This window comes from Nonomuraea sp. NPDC050556, from assembly GCF_044457355.1.
Lineage (GTDB): Bacteria > Actinomycetota > Actinomycetes > Streptosporangiales > Streptosporangiaceae > Nonomuraea.
In genome coordinates this window covers 1,481,453-1,502,555 of record NZ_JBITGU010000002.1, presented here as the reverse complement: position 1 = coordinate 1,502,555, position 21,103 = coordinate 1,481,453, and the positions used below count along the sequence as shown (strand labels likewise).

General features: G+C 67.2%; 16 protein-coding genes. All 16 read left to right on the top strand.

From position 1 onward, the window contains the following. The first annotated feature begins 26 nt into the window (after window positions 1-26). The 16 genes from ACIBG8_RS25115 (at window position 27) to rpsJ (ending at window position 21,102) form a co-directional block, all read left to right on the top strand. The gene (locus ACIBG8_RS25115; protein WP_397346183.1) at window positions 27-737 is read left to right on the top strand and encodes an MlaE family ABC transporter permease; all 711 of its coding nucleotides are present in this window, start codon (window positions 27-29) and stop codon (window positions 735-737) included. After that, window positions 737-1,516, top strand: a complete 780-nt coding sequence (locus ACIBG8_RS25110) for an MlaE family ABC transporter permease (protein WP_397345355.1) — start codon at window positions 737-739, stop codon at window positions 1,514-1,516. The genes ACIBG8_RS25115 and ACIBG8_RS25110 overlap by 1 nt, the downstream gene beginning before the upstream one ends. Beyond that, on the top strand, window positions 1,513-2,580 hold the full coding sequence (locus tag ACIBG8_RS25105) for an MCE family protein (protein ID WP_397345354.1): 1,068 nt from the start codon (window positions 1,513-1,515) through the stop codon (window positions 2,578-2,580). Before ACIBG8_RS25110 ends, ACIBG8_RS25105 begins: the two co-directional genes overlap by 4 nt. Continuing rightward, entirely contained in the window at window positions 2,577-3,557 is a 981-nt protein-coding gene (locus ACIBG8_RS25100) for an MCE family protein (RefSeq protein ID WP_397345353.1), read from the top strand. Before ACIBG8_RS25105 ends, ACIBG8_RS25100 begins: the two co-directional genes overlap by 4 nt. Then, window positions 3,548-4,537, top strand: a complete 990-nt coding sequence (locus ACIBG8_RS25095; RefSeq protein ID WP_397345352.1) for an MCE family protein — start codon at window positions 3,548-3,550, stop codon at window positions 4,535-4,537. The genes ACIBG8_RS25100 and ACIBG8_RS25095 overlap by 10 nt, the downstream gene beginning before the upstream one ends. Next, on the top strand, window positions 4,534-5,475 hold the full coding sequence (locus ACIBG8_RS25090; protein WP_397345351.1) for an MCE family protein: 942 nt from the start codon (window positions 4,534-4,536) through the stop codon (window positions 5,473-5,475). The genes ACIBG8_RS25095 and ACIBG8_RS25090 overlap by 4 nt, the downstream gene beginning before the upstream one ends. Continuing rightward, a complete protein-coding gene (locus ACIBG8_RS25085; RefSeq protein WP_397345350.1) occupies window positions 5,472-6,668 on the top strand; it encodes an MCE family protein in 1,197 nt (398 codons plus the stop codon). Before ACIBG8_RS25090 ends, ACIBG8_RS25085 begins: the two co-directional genes overlap by 4 nt. Next, window positions 6,632-7,120 (top strand): hypothetical protein, encoded by a 489-nt coding sequence (locus ACIBG8_RS25080; RefSeq protein ID WP_397345349.1) that lies wholly within the window; start codon window positions 6,632-6,634, stop codon window positions 7,118-7,120. The genes ACIBG8_RS25085 and ACIBG8_RS25080 overlap by 37 nt, the downstream gene beginning before the upstream one ends. After that, complete coding sequence (locus ACIBG8_RS25075; protein WP_397345348.1) at window positions 7,117-7,611, top strand: hypothetical protein; 495 nt, start codon at window positions 7,117-7,119, stop codon at window positions 7,609-7,611. Before ACIBG8_RS25080 ends, ACIBG8_RS25075 begins: the two co-directional genes overlap by 4 nt. A 435-nt stretch (window positions 7,612-8,046) precedes the next feature. Further along, a complete protein-coding gene (gene rpoB / locus ACIBG8_RS25070; RefSeq protein ID WP_397345346.1) occupies window positions 8,047-11,517 on the top strand; it encodes a DNA-directed RNA polymerase subunit beta in 3,471 nt (1,156 codons plus the stop codon). A gap of 14 nt (window positions 11,518-11,531) precedes the next feature. Beyond that, window positions 11,532-15,407, top strand: coding sequence for a DNA-directed RNA polymerase subunit beta' (locus ACIBG8_RS25065; RefSeq protein ID WP_397345345.1), 3,876 nt, complete (start codon window positions 11,532-11,534; stop codon window positions 15,405-15,407). A 734-nt stretch (window positions 15,408-16,141) separates the two neighbouring features. Then, window positions 16,142-16,516, top strand: a complete 375-nt coding sequence (gene rpsL / locus ACIBG8_RS25060; protein WP_049572713.1) for a 30S ribosomal protein S12 — start codon at window positions 16,142-16,144, stop codon at window positions 16,514-16,516. 2 nt (window positions 16,517-16,518) lie between these two features. Then, complete coding sequence (gene rpsG / locus ACIBG8_RS25055; protein ID WP_137245693.1) at window positions 16,519-16,989, top strand: 30S ribosomal protein S7; 471 nt, start codon at window positions 16,519-16,521, stop codon at window positions 16,987-16,989. Window positions 16,990-17,076: 87 nt separating this feature from the next. Beyond that, window positions 17,077-19,128, top strand: a complete 2,052-nt coding sequence (gene fusA, locus ACIBG8_RS25050) for an elongation factor G (protein WP_397346182.1) — start codon at window positions 17,077-17,079, stop codon at window positions 19,126-19,128. Between the two features lie 186 nt (window positions 19,129-19,314). Then, window positions 19,315-20,508 (top strand): elongation factor Tu, encoded by a 1,194-nt coding sequence (tuf, locus tag ACIBG8_RS25045; RefSeq protein ID WP_397345344.1) that lies wholly within the window; start codon window positions 19,315-19,317, stop codon window positions 20,506-20,508. A 285-nt stretch (window positions 20,509-20,793) separates the two neighbouring features. Then, window positions 20,794-21,102, top strand: coding sequence for a 30S ribosomal protein S10 (gene rpsJ, locus ACIBG8_RS25040; protein WP_012887830.1), 309 nt, complete (start codon window positions 20,794-20,796; stop codon window positions 21,100-21,102). Window position 21,103 lies beyond the last annotated feature (1 nt).

The following is a 21,103-nucleotide window of genomic DNA, read 5'->3' as shown; positions in this document are numbered from 1 at the left end:
TCGAGGAAACGGGGCGCTTCGTTGCCATGTCCCTCGACACGATGAGAGCCGCACCCAGGAGGCCCTTCCACTGGCGGGAGTTCGTCCAGCAGGCCTGGTTCATCGTCAGCGTCAGCGCGCTGCCCACGGCCCTCGTCGCCATCCCGTTCGGCGCCGTCCTGGCCCTCCAGGCGGGCAACCTCATCCGCCAGTTCGGCGCGCAGTCGTTCACCGGAGCGACAGCCGTACTCGGGATCGTCCGTGAGGCCAGCCCCGTCGTGACCGCCCTGATGATCGCGGGCGCGGCGGGCAGTGCGATCTGCGCCGACCTGGGCGCCCGCAAGATCAGGGAGGAGATCGACGCCCTGGAGGTGCTCGGCATCGACCCGCTGCACCGGCTGGTCGTGCCCAGGGTGGCCGCGTGCGCGTTCGTCGCGCCCTTCCTCAACGGCCTGGTCACCGTCGTCGGGCTGATCGCCAGCTACCTGTTCAACGTGGTCGCCCAGGGCGGCTCGCCAGGCTCGTACCTGCAGTCGTTCAACGCGCTGGCGCAGCCGTCCGACCTGTGGGTGGCCGAGATCAAGGCAGCGGTCTTCGGCTGTACGGCGGGGCTGATCGCCTCCTTCAAGGGCCTCGGCGCGGGCGGCGGGCCGAAGGGCGTGGGGGAGGCGGTCAACCAGACCGTGGTCTTCTCGGCCATGGTGCTGTTCGCCGAGAACTTCCTCATCAGCACCGTCTACAACCAGGTCGTGCAGTGATGTCGCTGAACAGCCAGGGCGAGTTCTACGCGCGGGCGATCAGGGCGATCCCCGGAGCGGTGCGCTATCCCAAGGAGATCGCGAGGCTGCTCGCCGAGGTCAGCCTCGGCACCGGCGGGCTGGCGGTCGTGGGCGGCACGATGGCGATCGTCGCGTTCATGACGTTCTTCACCGGCACCGAGGTCGGCCTGCAGGGCTACACCGCGCTCGACCAGATCGGCACGTCGGCGTTCACCGGCTTCCTGTCCAGCTACGTCAACACCCGCGAGATCGCCCCGATCGTGGCTGCGATCGGGCTGTCGGCGACCGTCGGCTCGGGGTTCACCGCGCAGCTCGGCGCGATGCGGATCAGCGACGAGATCGACGCGCTGGAGGTGATGGCGATCCGGTCGGTGCCGTTCCTGGTGACGACGCGGCTGATCGCCGGGTTCGCGGCTGTCGTCCCGCTGTATGTGCTGGGGCTGCTGGCGTCCTACATCGCCACCGAGCTGATCACCACCGTCTTCTTCGGCCAGTCGGCCGGCACCTACCGGCACTACTTCGACCTGTTCCTCGTGCCCTACGACGTGTTGTGGTCGTTCGGGAAGGTCATGGTCTTCTCGGTGCTGGTGATCCTCATCCACTGCTATTACGGCTTCCACGCGTCGGGCGGCCCTGCCGGGGTCGGTGTGGCGGTGGGGCGGGCCGTGCGGGCGGTGCTGGTGACGGTCAACATCGCGAACGTCCTGCTCGGGCTGGCCATCTGGGGCACCACGACCACGGTGAGGCTGGCCGGATGAGGTACGGCATCGCCCTGGTCGTGATCATGACGGCGTTCGTCGCCGTGACGGTCGGCGCCTACAACAAGGTCTTCACCAGCGCGGACCGGGTACGGCTCGCCGTACCGAGCGCGGGGTTGCAACTGGGGCCGCGCGCCGACGTGAAGGTGCACGGGGTGATCGTCGGCGAGGTCGAGTCGGTGCGCGCGACGGCCGGGGGAGCGGAGATCGTCCTGGCGCTCGACCCGGGCCAGCCGGTCGACCGGGGCGTGAAAGCGAGGCTGCTGCCGAAGACGTTGTTCGGCGAGAAGTTCGTCGACCTGGTCCCGCCGGAGCACCCCACCGCCCGCCTCAGGAGCGGCGACACGATCACCGCGGAGAAAGGGACAGTCGAGCTGACCGGGGTGCTCGACCGGCTGCTGCCGCTCCTGCGCAGCGTCCAGCCGGAGAAGCTGAACGCCTCGCTCAACGCCCTGGCGACCGCGCTGGACGGCAAGGGCGAACGGCTCGGCACGACCCTGGACAGGGCGGACGCCTATCTGGCCCGGCTGGAGCCGTACCTTCCGACCATAAAGCGCGACATCTCCAAGCTGGCCGACGTCGCGGACGTGTACGGCGACGCCGCCCCTGACCTGCTGCGTACCCTCGCCAACTCGGCAGACCTCGCGACCACGATCACCAGCCGCCAGCAGGAGATCGACCGCATCACCAGAGACGTCCCCAGAGCCGCGGACAAGACGGAAGAACTGCTCAGGGAGAACGAGACGGGCATTGTGGGACTCCAACATGTGGCAGGTCCGGCGCTCGACGTCGCCGCCCGCTACTCGCCCAGCATCGCCTGCGTCTTCCAGGGCCTCGAACGCCTCCAGCCCCGCCTCGACAAGGCCTTCGGCGGCGGCCGGTTGAAGACGGTGATCGAGCTCGTCAAGCCGCAGCCGCCGTACAAGCCGGGCGTCGACAACCCGGAGTACAAGGACGCGAGAGGCCCGCGCTGTTACGGCCTGCCCGACCACCCGCCCGTGCCGTTCCCGCAGATCAGGTTCGACGACGGCACGAACGACCTGGCCAGGCTGATGCTGAAATGACCACGGCCAAGGCGGCGGTCAAGCTGGCCCTCTTCGCCCTCGTCACCAGCCTGTGCGTGGCCGTGCTCGCGGTGACGATCTCCGGCGCCGAGTTCACCGCCACGACCGTCTACCGCGCCCTCTTCTCCGACGCGACCGGCCTGGCCGCCGGTGACGACGTGCGCATCGCCGGGGTGCGCGTCGGCAGGGTCGAGGACGTCACGCTGAACGGCGAGCGCGCCGAGGTGGCGTTCACCGTGCGCGAGCGCACCCACCTGCCGAAGAGCGTGATCGCCTCGATCCGCTGGCGCAACCTGCTCGGCGACCGCTACCTCACCCTCGCCACCGGGCCAGGAGAGCCGGGCACGCTCCGGCCGGACGAGCCCATCACCACGACCAGGCCCGCCCTGGACGTCACCGCGCTCTTCAACGGCTTCCGCCCGCTGCTGAAGGCGATCAAGCCGGCCGACGTCAACAAGCTGAGCTGGCAGATCGTCCAGGTCCTCCAGGGCGAGGGCGGCACGGTCGAGAGCCTGCTCGGCCACATCGCCGCGCTCACCGGCACGCTGGCCGACCGCGACGCCGTGATCGGCGGGGTCGTCGACAACCTCACCGCCGTCCTGGGCGAGATCGCCGGGCGCGACAGGGAGTACGGCAGGCTCATCGACGACCTGCACGACCTCGTCGGCGGCCTGTCCGGCGACAGGAAGGCCATCGGCGACGCGCTGACCTCGCTGGACGAGCTCGCCGGCGTGACCGGGGGCTTCCTGACGGAGGCGCGCCCCGACGTCAAGGCCGACCTCGCCTACGCCGAGAGCTTCTTCGCCGGGCTCAACGCCGAGCGCGCGGGCATCGACGAAGCGATCAAGGACGTGCCGCTGAGGCTCAACCAGCTCACCAGGGCCGTCTCCTACGGCTCGTGGTTCAACTTCTACCTGTGCTCGCTGCAGGTCGAAACCGGCCCGAAGATCGTCAACGAGAGCGCCCGATGCCACTGACCCCCTTCAGGCACAGGAACCCCGTCCCGCTGGCCGTCGGCGGCATCGCGAGCGCGCTGGCCCTGGTCGTGGCCGCGTTCACGGTCGGCGGGATCTCGACGGGCACCACCTACTCGGCCGCGTTCGCCGAGTCCGCCGGGCTGCGCGAGCACGAGGAGGTCATGGTCGCCGGGGTGAAGGTCGGCGAGGTGTCCCGCGTCGACCTGGAGGGCGACCACGTGCGCGTGGACATGCTCCTCGACGACGACCTGCGGCTCGGCGAGCTGACCCGGGCGCACATCCGCGTCCGGACGCTGCTCGGCGCGCACGCGGTCATGCTGGAGCCCCATGGGTCTGGCGTCCTGAGGGCGCAGATCCCGCGCGAGCGCACCAGCGTGCCGTACGAGATCGTGCCGGCCATCGGGGACCTTTCGCAGAGCGCGGCCGAGATCGACCCGGAGGCGCTCAAAGCCGCCATGAAGACGATCACGCAGACCCTCGACGGCTCCTCCGACGAGATCAGGTCGTCGCTGAGCGGACTGGGCCGCCTCTCGCGGACCGTCGCGTCCCGCGACGACAAGCCCCACGACCTCGTACGGCACGCGGAACGGGTCACCGGCCTCATCCGCGGCAGGAACGAGCAACTGCGCGACCTCGTCAAGGACGGCGACCTGCTCCTCAAGGAGATCATCGCCAGGCGCGCCGTCATCCACAGCCTGCTGGTCCGCACCGTCCTGCTGTCGCAGCAGGTCGACGGTCTGATCGCGGACAACAGGACGAAGCTCGAACCGGCGCTGCGCGAGATCAGGGGCTTCGTCGGCGTCCTGCGCCGCAACGAGCGGAGCCTCGACCGCTCGCTGCAGTTGCTCGCCCCGTTCGCCAGGCAGTTCACCGACGCGATCGGCAACGGCCGCTGGTTCGACTCCATCATCCAGAACCTGGTGCCGCTGCCCGCTTCCGTGCAGCCGCCCGACCTGACGCTCGGAGGGCTGTCGCGGTGAGAAGGGTGCTCGCGGCCGCGTTACTGCTGGCCGTACCAGGCTGTGGTTTCCAGGGGGTGCAGTCGCTGCCGCTGCCGGGCGGCGCGGACCTCGGCGACCGGCCGCGCGACGTGGTGATCGAGTTCGCCGACGCGCTCGACCTGGTGCCGCAGTCACTGTGCAAGGTCAACGACGTGACGGTCGGCAAGGTCACCTCGATCGAGCTGAACGCGGCGAGCCGGGCGGAGGTGGTGTGCACGGTGCGCGGCGACGTCGAGCTGCCGGGCGACACCGGCGCGGCCATCGCGCAGACGAGCCTGCTGGGGGAGAAGTTCGTCCGGTTCGACCCTTCCGGGCAGGGGCGGCTCGGCGACCGGATCCCGCTGGCCAGGACCACGCGGACGGCGGAGGTGGAGCAGGTGCTGGCCGCCGCGTCCACGCTGGTCAACGGCGGTGGGCTGGACCAGCTGGCGACGATCAACAGCGAGCTGGGCGCCGTCCTCGACGGGCGGACGAACCGTCTCAAAGGACTGCTGCGCCGGCTCGACACGTTCGCGGGCGGGCTGGACGGGTCGAAGGGCGAGATCGTGCGCCTCATCGACAACCTCGACCGGCTCACCGGCACCCTCGCCGGGCAGCGCCGTACCCTCGCCAGAGTCGCCACAGAGATAGGCCCAGCGGTAACACAACTAAGGCGCCAGAGACAGGATCTGACCCGGATGCTGGTGAGCCTCGACCGGCTCGGCCGTACCACCACAAGGGTCATCAACCGCAGCCAAGGCGACACCCTGGCCAACCTCCGGCGCCTGCGCACCCTCCTGGCCAATCTCGACAAGGCCAAGCGGAGCATCGCCAAGGGGCTGCCGACCGCGCTGACCTTCCCCTTCCCCGGGTCCGTCACCGGGCTGCTCAAGGGCGACTACGGCAACGCCGACGTGACCCTGGACCTGGTGCCGTGAAGCTCAAGCTGGCGGTCTTCGCCCTCGTGACGCTGCTCGCGACCACCTACACGCTCGTTCGCTACGCGCGGATCGGGGCCGACCTGTTCGAGCAGCCGTACCGGGTCAGCGTCGACCTGGCCGACGCGAGCGGCCTCTTCGAGCACGCCGAGGTCACCTACCTCGGGGTCCAGATCGGCCGCGTCGAGCGCCTCTCCGTGGCCCCGGAAGGCGCCAGAGCGGTCCTGCGGCTCCAGAACGGCACCCAGGTCCCCTCAGCGGGCCTCACGGCCGTCGTGGCCAACCGCTCGGGCGTGGGGGAGCAATACCTCGACCTCCGCCCTTCAGACACGGCCCAGCCGTACCTGAGAGAGGGCGACGTGATCGCGCGCGGGCAGACCAGGCTGCCGGTCAGCACCGCCCAGCTGCTCGGCGACGCCGACCGGCTGCTGGCCTCGCTCGATCCGAAGGACGTCGAGACGGTGGTGGACGAGCTCGACCACGCCCTGCGCGGCTCGGGCCCGCACCTGAACAGGCTGCTCGACGCCACGGACGAGCTGGTCGGCGCCGCCGACGACGTGCTGCCGGAGACGGTGTCGCTCCTGCGGAACGGCGAGACGGTGCTCGACACCCAGCGCACCTCCGGCGTGCGGGCCTTCGCCAGGGACCTGGCCTCCTTCACCGCCTCGCTGCGCCAGGGACGCCCAGACCTGGTCAGGACGGTCGACGGCGTCAGACCCGCCGCGCTGGCCACCGAGCGGCTCGTGGACGGCGTGGCGCCCAACCTGCGCCCGCTGCTGACCAACCTGGTCGTCGGCGGGCAGACGCTGTCGGCCAGGGTGCCCGCGCTGCGCCAGCTCCTCATCGGCTACCCGGCCGGGGTCGCGGGCGCGTTCACCGTGATCGACGACAGGGGCCTGCACTTCGGGCTCGACCTCAACCTCAACGTGCCGCGCGTCTGCAGGCGCGGCTACGACACCCGCCGACGCTACCCCCAGGACACCACCGTGAAGCCCGCCAGGCTCGGCAGTTACTGCAAGGAACCCAAGGACAGCGCCACCGATGTGCGCGGTTCGCGCAACGCGCCCCTTCCGCTGGCAACGCCCACGATTGCGGGGCTCGACCCCTGGCTGGCAGGTTATGATCCGGCGATCGACCAGGTGAGGGGGGAGGCGACGTGGCAGGCATTGCTGCTCGGGCCACTTGGATCCTGATCCCCCTGGTGGTGGCGCTGGCCGCGGTCGCCGCGTGGACGTTCGTCCAGCTTCGTGACGAGCAGGCCCTGGCCGACGACCGGCAGGCGGCGCTCGACGCGGCCGGCACGCACGCCGTCGACCTGCTCTCGCTCAACTACAAGAGCGTCGACGCCGACGTCGCCCGCATCCTGGCCACCTCGACGGGCCCGGCGCGCGCCGAGTACGCGGCCAACGCCGTCAAGCTCAAGGACACCACCCTGGCCAACAAGGTCGTCCAGAACGGCGTGCTGCGCTCTGCCGGGCTGGTCTCGCTGGCGAACGGCACGGCCAAGGTGCTGGTGGTGGCCGACGTGGACATCCGGTGGGACGGCGCGAACACCCCGGCCCAGAAGCGCTTCTACCGGTGGTCCATGGACCTCAGCAAGGTCGGCGGGACGTGGCTGGTGTCCAAGGCGGTGCAGGTGGTGTGAGGGCCGTACTGATCACCCTGCTCGCCGTCGCCGTCGGCCTGGTCGCGGCCACCACGGTGATGTTCCTCAACCTCAGGTCCCTGCGCGACAGCCAGGCGGCCGGCGTGGAGGCCATGGCGGCGGCCAAGGCCGTCGCACCCGACCTGCTGTCGTACAACTACCGGACCATCGAGCAGGATCTGGCGCGCGCCGGTGAGCACACCACGGGCGAGCTCACCCGGCACTACAAGGACCTTTCGGCGACCTTGGTGACCAAGGCCAAGGCCCAGCACATGGTCCAGCAGGCGGCCGTCGCGGGCGCCGCGGTCGAGCGGGCCGCCACAGACCGGGTCGAGGTTCTCCTCTTCGTGAATATGGGCACGGTCAAGGAGATCCCCGGCAAGTCAGAACCGCAGCAGCAGATCAGCCAGAGCCGGGCAAGATTCGTCATGATCAAGAAGGACGGGCAGTGGCTGGTGGCCGACCTGTCCACGCTGATCGGCAAGGCCTGAGTGCCGGGCGCGCCGCGTCCTTCAATTGTTATCAAAATTCAGGTTTGGCGAGGCCTTCGCGGCGGGTAACTCAGTCACAGCTACACCGGCTGTCGGCCTGGGTTCGTCCCCCGGCGTGACGGAGCGTTAGCCGCCCACGATCGCGGGTATCGTCTTGGGCCTGGCGGTAGGCGCCCGATCACGTAAGGGAGAAATCCCAGCGTCCGGGCCTTGAGTCGGCGAAAAGTCCGGCTCACGGGCTTGACGTTTGCGCGCTGACGGGCGATGCTGCAGCCAACGTGGAGCATGCAGCGAGAGTGGAGTGGACAGGCGTGTGCCGTTCGGCTACACTGCCCCTTTGCGCTGCCCTTTGACGACCCGCATCCTTTGCTCACGGTGTGAGGTTGTCTGGCGTGCGTGTAGTCAGTCCGCCGCGAGCCCTCGGAAGGACATCTGTTGGCAGCCTCGCGCAACGCCTCCGCCGTACCCGCCGGTCCACGTCGCGTTTCGTTTTCGCGTATCCAGGAACCCCTCGAAGTTCCCGACCTTCTCGCCCTGCAAACCGAGTCGTTCGACTGGTTGCTGGGGAACGAGAAGTGGAAGGGCCGGGTAGAGGCGGCTCAGCAGGCCGGTCGCAAGGACGTCCCGACCCAGTCGGGTCTCGAAGAGATCTTCGAGGAGATCAGTCCCATCGAGGACTTCTCCGGAACCATGTCCTTGTCGTTCCGCGACCACCGCTTCGAGCCGCCCAAGTACTCAGTAGATGAGTGCAAAGACAAGGACATGACCTTCTCCGCCCCGATGTTCGTGACGGCGGAGTTCATCAATAACACCACCGGTGAGATCAAGAGCCAGACGGTGTTCATGGGCGACTTCCCGCTCATGACGCCGAAGGGCACCTTCATCATCAACGGCACCGAGCGAGTGGTTGTCTCGCAGCTGGTGCGGTCCCCTGGCGTCTACTTCGACCGCAGCGTCGACAAGACCTCCGACAAGGACCTGTACGGCTGCCGCGTCATCCCCTCGCGCGGAGCCTGGCTCGAGTTCGAGATCGACAAGCGCGACAGCGTCGGTGTGCGCATCGACCGCAAGCGCAAGCAGGCCGTCACCGTGCTTCTCAAGGCACTGGGATGGACCAACGAACAGATCCTCGAGCGGTTCGGCCAGTACGAGTCGATGCGCGCCACCCTGGAGAAGGACCACACGGCCGGCCAGGACGACGCCCTGCTCGACATCTACCGCAAGCTGCGCCCGGGCGAGCCGCCGACCAAGGAGTCCGCGCAGACGCTGCTGGAGAACCTGTACTTCAACCCCAAGCGCTACGACCTCGCCAAGGTCGGCCGCTACAAGATCAACAAGAAGCTCGGGCTCGACAGCGACATCACGCAGGGCACCCTGACGGAAGACGACATCGTCTCCACCATCGAGTACATCGTCCGCCTCCACGCGGGCGAGGAGTCGATGCCGGGCGCCAACGACCGTGAGGTCATCGTCGAGACCGACGACATCGACCACTTCGGCAACCGCCGTCTGCGCAGCGTGGGCGAGCTCATCCAGAACCAGGTCCGCCTGGGCCTGGCCCGCATGGAGCGCGTCGTCCGCGAGCGGATGACCACGCAGGACGTCGAGGCGATCACGCCGCAGACCCTGATCAACATCCGCCCGGTCGTGGCGTCGATCAAGGAGTTCTTCGGCACCTCGCAGCTGTCGCAGTTCATGGACCAGACCAACCCGCTCGCCGGCCTGACGCACAAGCGTCGCCTGTCCGCGCTGGGCCCCGGTGGTCTGTCCCGTGAGCGGGCCGGCTTCGAGGTTCGAGACGTGCACCCGTCCCACTACGGACGCATGTGCCCGATCGAGACCCCTGAAGGCCCGAACATCGGTCTGATCGGCTCGCTGGCCTCCTACGGCCGGATCAACGCCTTCGGCTTCGTCGAGACGCCCTACCGCAAGGTCGTCGACGGCCGGGTGACCGAGCAGGTCGACTACCTGACGGCCGACGAGGAAGACCGGTTCGTCAAGGCGCAGGCCAACACGATCCTCAACCCGGACGGCACCTTCGCCGAGTCCCGGGTCCTCGTGCGCACCAAGGGTGGTGAGACCGAACTCGCTCGCGCGGAGGAGGTCGACTACATCGACGTGTCGCCGCGCCAGATGGTGTCGGTCGCCACCGCGATGATCCCCTTCCTCGAGCACGACGACGCCAACCGCGCGCTCATGGGCTCCAACATGCAGAGGCAGTCCGTGCCGCTGCTGAAGAGCGAGGCGCCGCTGGTCGGAACGGGCATGGAATACCGTGCCGCGACCGACGCCGGCGACGTCATCAGCGCCGAGAAGGCGGGTGTGGTCGAGGAGGTCTCCGCCGACTACGTCACCGTCATGAACGACGACGGCACCCGCACCACCTACCGGGTGGCCAAGTTCAAGCGCTCCAACCAGGGCACGAGCTTCAACCAGAAGCCGATCGTGGCCGAGGGCGACCGCGTCGAGGTCAACCAGGTCATCGCCGACGGCCCGTGCACCGACCAGGGCGAGATGGCCCTGGGCAAGAACCTCCTCGTGGCGTTCATGCCGTGGGAGGGCCACAACTACGAAGACGCGATCATCCTCTCCCAGCGTCTGGTGCAGGACGACGTCCTCTCCTCGATCCACATCGAGGAGCACGAGGTCGACGCCCGCGACACCAAGCTGGGCCCAGAGGAGATCACCCGCGACATCCCCAACGTCTCGGAAGAGGTCCTCGCCGACCTCGACGAGCGGGGCATCATCCGCATCGGCGCCGAGGTCGTACCCGGCGACATCCTCGTCGGCAAGGTCACGCCCAAGGGCGAGACCGAGCTGACCCCCGAGGAGCGGCTGCTGCGCGCGATCTTCGGAGAGAAGGCCCGTGAGGTCCGCGACACCTCGCTGAAGGTGCCGCACGGCGAGTCCGGCAAGGTCATCGGCGTCCGCGTCTTCAGCCGCGAAGAGGGCGACGAGCTTCCCCCCGGTGTCAACGAGCTGGTCCGCGTCTACGTGGCCCAGAAGCGTAAGATCACCGATGGTGACAAGCTCGCCGGCCGTCACGGCAACAAGGGCGTCATCTCCAAGATCCTCCCGGTCGAGGACATGCCGTTCCTCGAGGACGGCACGCCGGTCGACATCGTCCTCAACCCGCTGGGCGTGCCCGGCCGAATGAACGTCGGCCAGGTGCTGGAGACCCACCTCGGGTGGATCGCCGCCCGTGGCTGGGACATCACCGGCGTCCAGGAGGAGTGGGCGGAGAGGTTGCGCGACAAGGGCTTCGGCACGATCGAGCCGCGCACCAACCTGGCCACCCCGGTCTTCGACGGCGCGCACGAGAACGAGATCGTGGGCCTGCTGGGCAACACCCTGCAGAACCGCGACGGCGACCGCATGGTGCAGGAGTCCGGCAAGGCGCGGCTGTTCGACGGCCGTTCCGGTGAGCCGTTCCCCTACCCCATCTCGGTCGGTTACATCTACATCCTCAAGCTTTTGCACCTGGTCGACGACAAGATCCACGCGCGGTCGACCGGTCCTTACTCGATGATCACGCAGCAGCCCCTGGGCGGTAAGGCCCAGTTCGGCGGCCAGCGGTTCGGCGAGATGGAGGTGTGGGCGCTCGAAGCGTACGGTGCCGCCTACGCCCTGCAGGAGCTTCTGACGATCAAGTCCGACGACGTGCTCGGCCGCGTGAAGGTCTACGAGGCCATCGTCAAGGGCGAGAACATCCCCGAGCCCGGTATCCCTGAGTCCTTCAAGGTCCTCATCAAGGAAATGCAGTCGCTGTGCCTGAACGTCGAGGTGCTCTCCAGCGACGGCATGTCCATCGAGATGCGCGACACTGACGAGGACGTCTTCAGGGCCGCCGAGGAGCTCGGAATCGATCTGTCCCGGCGTGAGCCGAGCAGCGTGGAAGAAGTCTGAGGGGGAGATAGCAGATGCTGGACGTCAACTTCTTCGACGAGCTTCGGATCGGGCTGGCAACGGCCGATGACATCCGCCAGTGGTCACATGGCGAGGTCAAGAAGCCGGAGACGATCAACTACCGCACACTCAAGCCGGAAAAGGACGGGCTCTTCTGCGAGAAGATCTTCGGTCCCACCCGCGACTGGGAGTGCTACTGCGGTAAGTACAAGCGCGTTCGCTTCAAGGGCATCATCTGTGAGCGCTGTGGCGTCGAGGTGACTCGCGCCAAGGTGCGTCGTGAGCGGATGGGCCACATCGAGCTGGCCGCGCCCGTCACGCACATCTGGTACTTCAAGGGTGTGCCCTCGCGTCTGGGCTACCTGCTCGACCTGGCGCCGAAGGACCTCGAGAAGGTCATCTACTTCGCCGCCTACATGATCACGCACGTCGATGCCGAGATGCGCGACCGCGACCTTCCCTCGCTCGAGGCGAAGATCTCGGTGGAGCGTCAGCACATCGAGCAGCGTCGTGACGCCGACGTCGAGGCCAGGCAGAAGAAGCTCGAAGGCGACCTCGCCGAGCTCGAGGCCGCCGGCGCCAAGGGCGACCAGCGCCGCAAGGTTCGTGAGGGCGCCGAGCGTGAGATGCGCCAGCTTCGCGACCGGGCCCAGCGCGAGCTGGACCGGCTCGACGAGGTGTGGAGCCGTTTCAAGAACCTCAAGGTCCAGGACCTCGAGGGCGACGAGATGCTCTACCGCGAGATGCGCGACCGCTTCGGCCGCTACTTCAAGGGCGGCATGGGCGCGCAGGCGATCCAGGAGCGCCTGATCAGCTTCGACCTCGACGCCGAGGCCGAGAACCTGCGCGAGACGATCCGCTCGGGCAAGGGCCAGAAGAAGGCCCGCGCGCTCAAGCGGCTCAAGGTCGTCTCCGCGTTCCTGAACACGACCAACTCGCCGCGCGGCATGGTCCTCGACTGCATCCCGGTCATCCCGCCGGACCTGCGCCCGATGGTGCAGCTCGACGGTGGCCGGTTCGCGACCTCGGACCTGAACGACCTCTACCGCCGCGTGATCAACCGGAACAACCGTCTCAAGCGTCTCCTTGACCTCGGCGCGCCCGAGATCATCGTGAACAACGAGAAGCGGATGCTCCAGGAGGCCGTCGACGCGCTGTTCGACAACGGCCGCCGCGGTCGCCCGGTCACCGGTCCTGGCAACAGGCCGCTGAAGTCCCTCAGCGACATGCTGAAGGGCAAGCAGGGTCGTTTCCGTCAGAACCTGCTGGGCAAGCGAGTCGACTACTCCGGCCGTTCGGTCATCGTCGTCGGCCCGCAGCTGAAGCTGCACCAGTGCGGTCTGCCCAAGCAGATGGCCCTGGAGCTCTTCAAGCCGTTCGTGATGAAGCGCCTGGTCGACCTCAACCACGCGCAGAACATCAAGTCGGCCAAGCGCATGGTCGAGCGTGCCCGCCCGGTGGTCTGGGATGTCCTCGAAGAGGTCATCACCGAGCACCCCGTGCTGCTCAACCGCGCGCCCACGCTGCACCGTCTGGGCATCCAGGCGTTCGAGCCGCAGCTGGTCGAGGGCAAGGCCATCCAGATCCACCCGCTCGTCTGCACGGCGTTCAACGCCGACTTCGACGGCGACCAGATGGCCGTGCACCTGCCGCTGTCGGCTGAGGCCCAGGCCGAGGCTCGCATCCTGATGCTCTCGACCAACAACATCCTCAAGCCGGCCGACGGCAAGCCCGTGACGATGCCCACCCAGGACATGGTCATCGGCCTCTACTGGCTGACCACGCACAAGGAAGGCGCCGTCGGCGAGGGCCGGGTCTTCGGCTCGGTCTCCGAGGCGCAGATGGCCTTCGACCGGCGCGAGCTGGAGATCCAGGCCAAGATCCAGATCAGGCTCACCGACGTCCTTCCCCCGCGCGACTGGACCGCGCCGGAGGGCTGGGAGCAGGGTGACCCGATCCGTCTGGAGACGACCTTCGGGCGGTGCCTGTTCAACCAGACGCTGCCGGCGAGCTACCCGTTCGCGAACTTCCAGATCGGCAAGAAGCAGCTGTCCGCGATCGTGAACGAGCTGGCCGAGACCTATCCCAAGGTCGAAGTGGCCAACGCGCTCGACGCGCTCAAGGACGCCGGTTTCCGCTGGGCCACCCGGTCGGGTGTCACGATCTCCATCGAGGACGTCGTGGCTCCGCCGAACAAGGCCGAGATCATGGAGAACTACGAGCGCAGGGCCGACAAGGTCCAGCGCGAGTACGAGCGCGGTCTGATCACCGACGAGGAGCGCCGTCAGGAGCTCATCGAGATCTGGACCCACGCCACCGCGGACGTCGAGACCGACATGGTCAACGCGTTCCCGGCCACCAACCCCGTGTGGATGATGGTCAACTCCGGTGCCCGTGGTAACAAGATGCAGGTGCGGCAGATCGCCGGTATCCGTGGTCTGGTGTCCAACACCAAGGGTGAGACGATCCCGCGTCCGATCAAGGCCTCGTTCCGCGAGGGCCTGTCGGTGCTGGAGTACTTCATCTCCACCCACGGTCAGCGAAAGGGTCTGGCCGACACCGCCCTGCGTACCGCCGACTCGGGTTACCTGACCCGTCGTCTGGTGGACGTCGCCCAGGACGTCATCGTCCGCGAGATCGACTGTGGCACGGACCGGGCGGTCCCGCTGCACGTCGGCGAGCGTGACGGCAACGGCAACCTGGTCAAGGCGGAGAACGCCGAGTCCAACGTGCACGGCCGCATCCTGGCCGAGGACGTCGAGGTCGACGGCAAGGTCATCGCGACCGCCGGCGTCGACATCAACGACATCCACGTCACCGACCTGGTCAACGCCGGGATCGAGACGGTGCGCACCCGCTCCGCGCTGGTGTGCGAGGCCAAGATCGGGGTCTGCGCGACCTGCTACGGCCGCTCGCTGGCCACCGGCAAGCTCGTGGACGTCGGCGAGGCGGTCGGCATCATCGCCGCCCAGTCGATCGGTGAGCCCGGCACCCAGCTGACGATGCGTACCTTCCACACCGGTGGTGTGGCCGGTGCGGACATCACCCACGGTCTGCCCCGTGTCCAGGAGCTCTTCGAGGCGCGCATCCCCAAGGGTGTCGCCCCGATCTCCGAGGCCGAGGGCCGGGCTCGCATCGACGAGACCGACAAGACCAGGAAGATCGTCATCACTCCGGACGACGGCTCGGAAGAGATCGCCTACCCGGTGTCGATGCGTTCGCGCCTGCTCGTCTCGGACGGCCAGCGCGTCACGGTCGGCCAGCAGCTGATCGCCGGTGCGGTCAACCCCAACGAGGTGCTCCGCATCCTCGGCCCGCGTGCGGTCCAGCTGCACCTGGTCGCCGAGGTCCAGCAGGTGTACCGCTCGCAGGGTGTGTCGATCCACGACAAGCACATCGAGATCATCGTTCGGCAGATGCTCAAGCGCGTCAACGTGCTCGAGTCCGGTGAGACGGACCTGCTGCCCGGTGAGCTCGTGGAGCGTCCGCGCTTCGAGCAGATGAACCGCGAGACCGTGGCCGAGGGTGGCTCGCCCGCCGCCGGCCGTCCGGTCCTCATGGGCATCACGAAGGCGTCGCTCGCGACCGAGTCGTGGCTGTCGGCCGCGTCCTTCCAGGAGACGACCAGGGTGCTGACGGACGCGGCGATCCACGCCAAGTCCGACTCGCTGCTGGGTCTGAAGGAGAACGTCATCATCGGTAAGCTCATCCCGGCTGGTACTGGTATGCCGCAGTACCGCAACATCCGGGTGGAGCCGACCGAGGAGGCCAAGGCCGCCATGTACACCGTGGGTGGATACGACGGCTCTGCCGCCGACTACACCTTCGGCACCGGCTCGGGCGAGGCTGTCCCGCTGGAGGAGTACGACTTCGGTCAGTACAACCGGTAGATGATCTGAAGCAGAACGCCCGGCCCCCTGTGGGGCCGGGCGTTTTCGCTTTCCCGCCGCGCTGGTTGCTGTCCTTGGGGGATGTACGGCAGGCCGGGGGATGGCCACCCGCCGACGTGGGTGGGCGTCCGTGCGTCATGGCACGCAGTCGGACGTGGATCCCGCCGCCACATCGGTGTGACCGGCACCTGGAGCTCTCTCGGGGGCCTTGGAGGGGGCTCAGGGCGGGGCGGTGGGTGGTCTATGCCGTGGCTTCGCCGTACCGAGGAAAGAGCGTGGTACAAGCAATTCGCAGAGATCGGCCAGAGAACTCGGGGATGCGGGTAAACTAGGCGAGGGTCTGATAGCGGTCGGGGGAGAACCGGCCGCGTGACCACGACACGAACGTTACGGTCGCAACAACAGCGGCCGGGGATACGTAGCCGTTTTGACGTGCTGCGCTGGGCTAGGTAGTCTTGCCCTTCGTGCCCGTGGGTTCATGGGCTCTCATGCGTGCGCTCATACAAGAGTTTGGTAGAAGCGCGGCGTGAACTCCCCCAGCGTACGTCTGCGCAGGGCGTGTAGCTCGAACAGAGCGCGACACGCCCGACCGCGTGGGTCGGAGCGGGAGAGAAAACAGCAGGTCATGACACCGGCAGCACCTGCGAAAAGCACTACCGAGACGCAAAGGTCATTCAGGCCGGGCTCGTTTCGGACATGACGTATTACCGGCCAAAGCACGAAACGGAGTGGCAGTGCCCACTATTCAGCAGTTGGTCCGCAAGGGCCGGCAGGACAAGGTCTCCAAGACCAAGACTCCTGCCCTGAAGGGGAGTCCGCAGCGTCGCGGCGTTTGCCAGCGCGTCTACACCACGACCCCCAAGAAGCCCAACTCGGCACTGCGCAAGGTGGCCCGTGTTCGGCTCACCAACGGCATCGAGGTCACGGCTTACATCCCCGGTGTGGGCCACAACCTGCAGGAGCACTCCATCGTGCTCGTGCGTGGCGGTCGTGTGAAGGACCTGCCGGGTGTTCGCTACAAGATCATCCGCGGCTCGCTGGACACCCAGGGTGTCCGCAACCGCAAGCAGGCCCGCAGCCGTTACGGCGCGAAGAGGGAGAAGAGCTAACAATGCCTCGTAAGGGTTCTCCTGGCCGTCGTCAGCTCATGGCTGACCCGGTTCACAACTCGCCGCTGGTCACCGCCCTGATCAACAAGGTGCTCCTGGACGGCAAGCGCTCCATCGCGCAGTCGATCGTCTACGGCGCCCTCGAGGGCTGCAAGGACAAGACGGGCAACGACCCGGTTGTCACCCTGAAGCGCGCGCTTGACAACGTCAAGCCGACCCTCGAGGTTCGCAGCCGTCGCGTCGGTGGCGCGACCTACCAGGTCCCGGTCGAGGTGCGCGCCGCGCGCAGCACCACCCTGGCCCTGCGCTGGCTGGTGCAGTACTCCCGCGCCCGCCGCGAGAAGACCATGACCGAGCGCCTCATGAACGAGCTCCTCGACGCCAGCAACGGCCTCGGGGCGAGCGTCAAGAAGCGCGAGGACACCCACAAGATGGCCGAGTCCAACAAGGCCTTCGCCCACTACCGCTGGTAACAGCGGGTTCGACGAGACGACGAGGACGCGAGAGAAGTGGCCACCACGACCGCTCTTGACCTGGCCAAGATCCGCAACATCGGGATCATGGCCCACATCGACGCGGGCAAGACCACCACGACCGAGCGCATCCTGTTCTACACCGGCATCAACTACAAGATCGGTGAAGTCCACGAGGGCGCTGCCACGATGGACTGGATGGAGCAGGAGCAGGAGCGCGGCATCACGATCACGTCTGCCGCGACGACCTGTGAGTGGCTCGGCCACACCATCAACATCATCGACACCCCGGGTCACGTCGACTTCACCATCGAGGTGGAGCGTTCGCTCCGCGTCCTCGACGGTGCCGTCGCCGTGTTCGACGGTGTCGCCGGCGTTGAGCCCCAGTCGGAGACGGTCTGGCGTCAGGCTGACCGCTACGGCGTGCCGCGCATCTGCTTCGTGAACAAGATGGACCGCGTCGGCGCCGAGTTCCACCGCTGCGTCGACATGATGATCAGCCGCCTGGGTGCCACCCCGGCTGTCATCCAGCTTCCCTGGGGCGTTGAGGCCGGTTTCAAGGGCGTCATCGACCTGGTGAAGATGAAGGGCCTCATCTGGAGCGAAGAGGCTGCCAAGGGCGAGATGTACGACACCGTCGACATCCCGGCCGAGTACACCGAGGCTGCTCGCGAGTGGCGCGACAAGCTGGTCGAGACGGTCTCGGAGAACGACGACGAGCTGATGGAGCTCTTCCTCGAGGGCGTCGAGCCCACCGAGGAGCAGCTGGTCGCGGCCATTCGCCGCGCGACGCTGAGCAGCGCCATCAACCCGGTCCTCACCGGCACCGCGTTCAAGAACAAGGGCGTTCAGCCCCTGCTCGACGCGATCGTTGCTTACCTCCCGGCTCCCGTCGACATCGCGGCCTACCAGGCCCACGGCGTCGGCAGCAAGTCCGAGGAGATCATCGAGCGCCACGCGGACACCGCTGAGCCGTTCTCCGCGCTGGCCTTCAAGATCATGAGCGACCAGCACCTGGGCCGTCTCACCTACATCCGCATCTACTCGGGCACGCTCGAGACCGGCACCGCAGTCGTGAACTCGGTGAAGGGCAAGAAGGAGCGGATCGGCAAGATCTACCAGATGCACGCGAACAAGCGCGAGGAGCGCCCGTCCGCGCACGCTGGTCAGATCGTCGCCGTCATGGGTCTGAAGGACACCACGACGGGTGACACGCTGAGCGACCCGGCCCACCAGGTCATCCTCGAGTCGATGACGTTCCCGGCGCCGGTCATCAGCGTCGCGATCGAGCCCAAGACCAAGGGTGACCAGGAGAAGCTGTCGACCGCGATCCAGCGGCTGGCCGAGGAGGACCCGTCCTTCCAGGTCCGCCGTGACGAGGAGACCGGCCAGACCGTCATCCACGGCATGGGCGAGCTCCACCTCGAGATCCTCGTCGACCGCATGCGTCGCGAGTTCAAGGTCGAGGCCAACGTCGGCCGTCCGCAGGTCGCCTACCGCGAGACCATCCGCCGCAAGGTGGAGAAGGTTGACTACACCCACAAGAAGCAGACCGGTGGTTCAGGTCAGTTCGCGCGGGTCATCATCAACCTGGAGCCGCTGGGCGAGGGCAACGACGGCTACGAGTTCGAGAACAAGGTCTCCGGTGGCCGCGTCCCCAGGGAGTACATCCCCTCGGTCGACGCCGGTGCCCAGGAGGCCGCAGAGTTCGGCGTGCTCGCCGGCTACCCGATGGTCGGCGTGAAGGTGACGCTGACCGACGGTGCCGCGCACGACGTCGACTCCTCGGAAATGGCCTTCAAGATCGCCGGCTCGATGGCCTTCAAGGAGGCCGCGCGCAAGGCGGACGCCGTAATTCTCGAGCCCATGATGGCCGTTGAGGTCACCACGCCCGAGGACTACATGGGTGACGTCATCGGCGACCTCAACGGTCGCCGCGGACAGATCCAGGCGATGGACGAGCGCGCAGGCGCCCGCGTCATCACGGCTCTGGTGCCGCTGTCTGAGATGTTCGGCTACGTGGGCGACCTTCGTAGCAAGACGCAGGGGCGCGCGAGCTACAGCATGCAGTTCGACTCCTACGCGGAGGTGCCCCCGGGCATCGCCAAGGAGATCGTCGCGAAGGCCCGGGGCGAATAGCCCAGGTCCCTTGGGCTGAGGGTGGCGGAGATCGTCGCCCCGCAGCCAAGGGGCCCGGGGCGAATAGCAGCCCCGGAGTCCCTCTGGCAGGGTCCCGAGTGATCGGGGCTCTGCCGCCCAGGGGCCGGGTATTTCCCCGGGCCCGAGTGTGAAGTAAGTCAGTCAGATTCTCTAAGGAGAGAACCAGTGGCTAAGGCCAAGTTCGAGCGGAACAAGCCGCACGTTAACATCGGCACCATTGGGCACATCGACCACGGCAAGACCACTCTGACCGCGGCGATCACCAAGGTGCTTCACGACCGTTTCCCCGAGCTGAACGACGCGACGCCGTTCGACAAGATCGACAAGGCGCCCGAGGAGAAGGCTCGTGGCATCACGATCTCCATCGCGCACGTTGAGTACCAGACGGAGAAGCGTCACTACGCCCACGTCGACTGCCCGGGTCACGCGGACTACGTGAAGAACATGATCACCGGTGCCGCTCAGATGGACGGTGCGATCCTCGTGGTCGCCGCCACCGACGGCCCGATGCCGCAGACGAAGGAGCACGTCCTCCTGGCCCGCCAGGTCGGCGTCCCCTACATCGTCGTGGCCCTCAACAAGGCCGACATGGTCGACGACGAGGAGATCCTGGAGCTCGTCGAGCTCGAGGTCCGTGAGCTGCTCTCGGCTCAGGAGTTCCCCGGCGACGACCTGCCCGTCGTGCGCGTCTCCGCTCTCAAGGCCCTCGAGGGCGACGAGAAGTGGGGCGACAGCATCATCGAGCTGATGACCGCTGTCGACGAGAACGTCCCGCAGCCCGAGCGCGAGACCGACAAGCCGTTCCTCATGCCCATCGAGGACGTCTTCTCGATCACCGGTCGCGGCACGGTCGTCACCGGCCGTATCGAGCGTGGCATCGTCAAGGTCAACGAGACCGTCGACATCATCGGCATCAAGGACACCAAGACCACGACCACGGTCACCGGTGTCGAGATGTTCCGCAAGCTGCTCGACGAGGGCCAGGCGGGCGACAACGTCGGTCTGCTCCTCCGTGGCATCAAGCGCGAGGACGTCGAGCGCGGCCAGTGCATCATCAAGCCGGGCACGACCACCCCGCACACCGAGTTCGAGGCCCAGGTCTACATCCTGAGCAAGGACGAGGGCGGCCGTCACACGCCGTTCTTCAACAACTACCGTCCTCAGTTCTACTTCCGTACGACTGACGTGACCGGCGTGGTGAACCTCCCCGAGGGCACCGAGATGGTCATGCCCGGCGACAACACTGAGATGCGCGTCGAGCTCATCCAGCCCATCGCCATGGAAGACGGTCTGAAGTTCGCGATCCGTGAGGGTGGCCGCACCGTCGGCGCCGGCCGGGTCGTCAAGATCCTCAAGTAGTACCCCGCGGCGGCCGGAGCGATCCGGCCGCCGCACCTGCTCCACCCGGCTCCACGAAAACCGTGATCTAGCAGTTGGTTCGGTAGGCAGTGACTGAGCTTGTCGAAGTCACCAACAAGCACAGGTCCTTGGTCGCGCAGCGACGAAGGAGCTGCGTGACCGAAGTAACTGCCGGATCACGGAATGAAACCGCAGATCATCAGCGTCTGCTACGTGGGGTTTCTACCAGCGGCAACCTGCCGCACGCTACTTTTTCAGACGACAGCGAAGGACACCGAGGCCATTATGGCGGGACAGAAGATCCGCATCCGGCTCAAGGCCTATGACCACGAGGTCATCGACAGCTCGGCCAAGAAGATCGTCGAGACGGTGACGCGGACTGGCGCGAAGGTCGCGGGCCCGGTGCCGCTGCCGACCGAGAAGAACGTGTACTGCGTCATCCGCTCGCCGCACAAGTACAAGGACAGCCGCGAGCACTTTGAGATGCGCACGCACAAGCGGCTGATTGACATCATCGACCCGACGCCGAAGACCGTCGACTCGCTCATGCGACTCGACCTCCCTGCCGGCGTCGACATCTCGATCAAGCTCTGAG

Excerpts from the sequence above, each read along its gene's own strand:
- ACIBG8_RS25100 (WP_397345353.1), top strand. The coding sequence starts at position 2,577 with ATGACCACGGCCAAGGCGGCGGTCAAGCTGGCCCTCTTCGCCCTCGTC.
- ACIBG8_RS25105 (WP_397345354.1), top strand. The coding sequence starts at position 1,513 with ATGAGGTACGGCATCGCCCTGGTCGTGATCATGACGGCGTTCGTCGCC.
- ACIBG8_RS25095 (WP_397345352.1), top strand. The coding sequence starts at position 3,548 with ATGCCACTGACCCCCTTCAGGCACAGGAACCCCGTCCCGCTGGCCGTC.
- ACIBG8_RS25065 (WP_397345345.1), top strand. The coding sequence starts at position 11,532 with ATGCTGGACGTCAACTTCTTCGACGAGCTTCGGATCGGGCTGGCAACG.
- ACIBG8_RS25115 (WP_397346183.1), top strand. The coding sequence starts at position 27 with ATGTCCCTCGACACGATGAGAGCCGCACCCAGGAGGCCCTTCCACTGG.
- rpsJ (WP_012887830.1), top strand. The coding sequence starts at position 20,794 with ATGGCGGGACAGAAGATCCGCATCCGGCTCAAGGCCTATGACCACGAG.
- fusA (WP_397346182.1), top strand. The coding sequence starts at position 17,077 with ATGGCCCACATCGACGCGGGCAAGACCACCACGACCGAGCGCATCCTG.
- rpsG (WP_137245693.1), top strand. The coding sequence starts at position 16,519 with ATGCCTCGTAAGGGTTCTCCTGGCCGTCGTCAGCTCATGGCTGACCCG.
- ACIBG8_RS25110 (WP_397345355.1), top strand. The coding sequence starts at position 737 with ATGTCGCTGAACAGCCAGGGCGAGTTCTACGCGCGGGCGATCAGGGCG.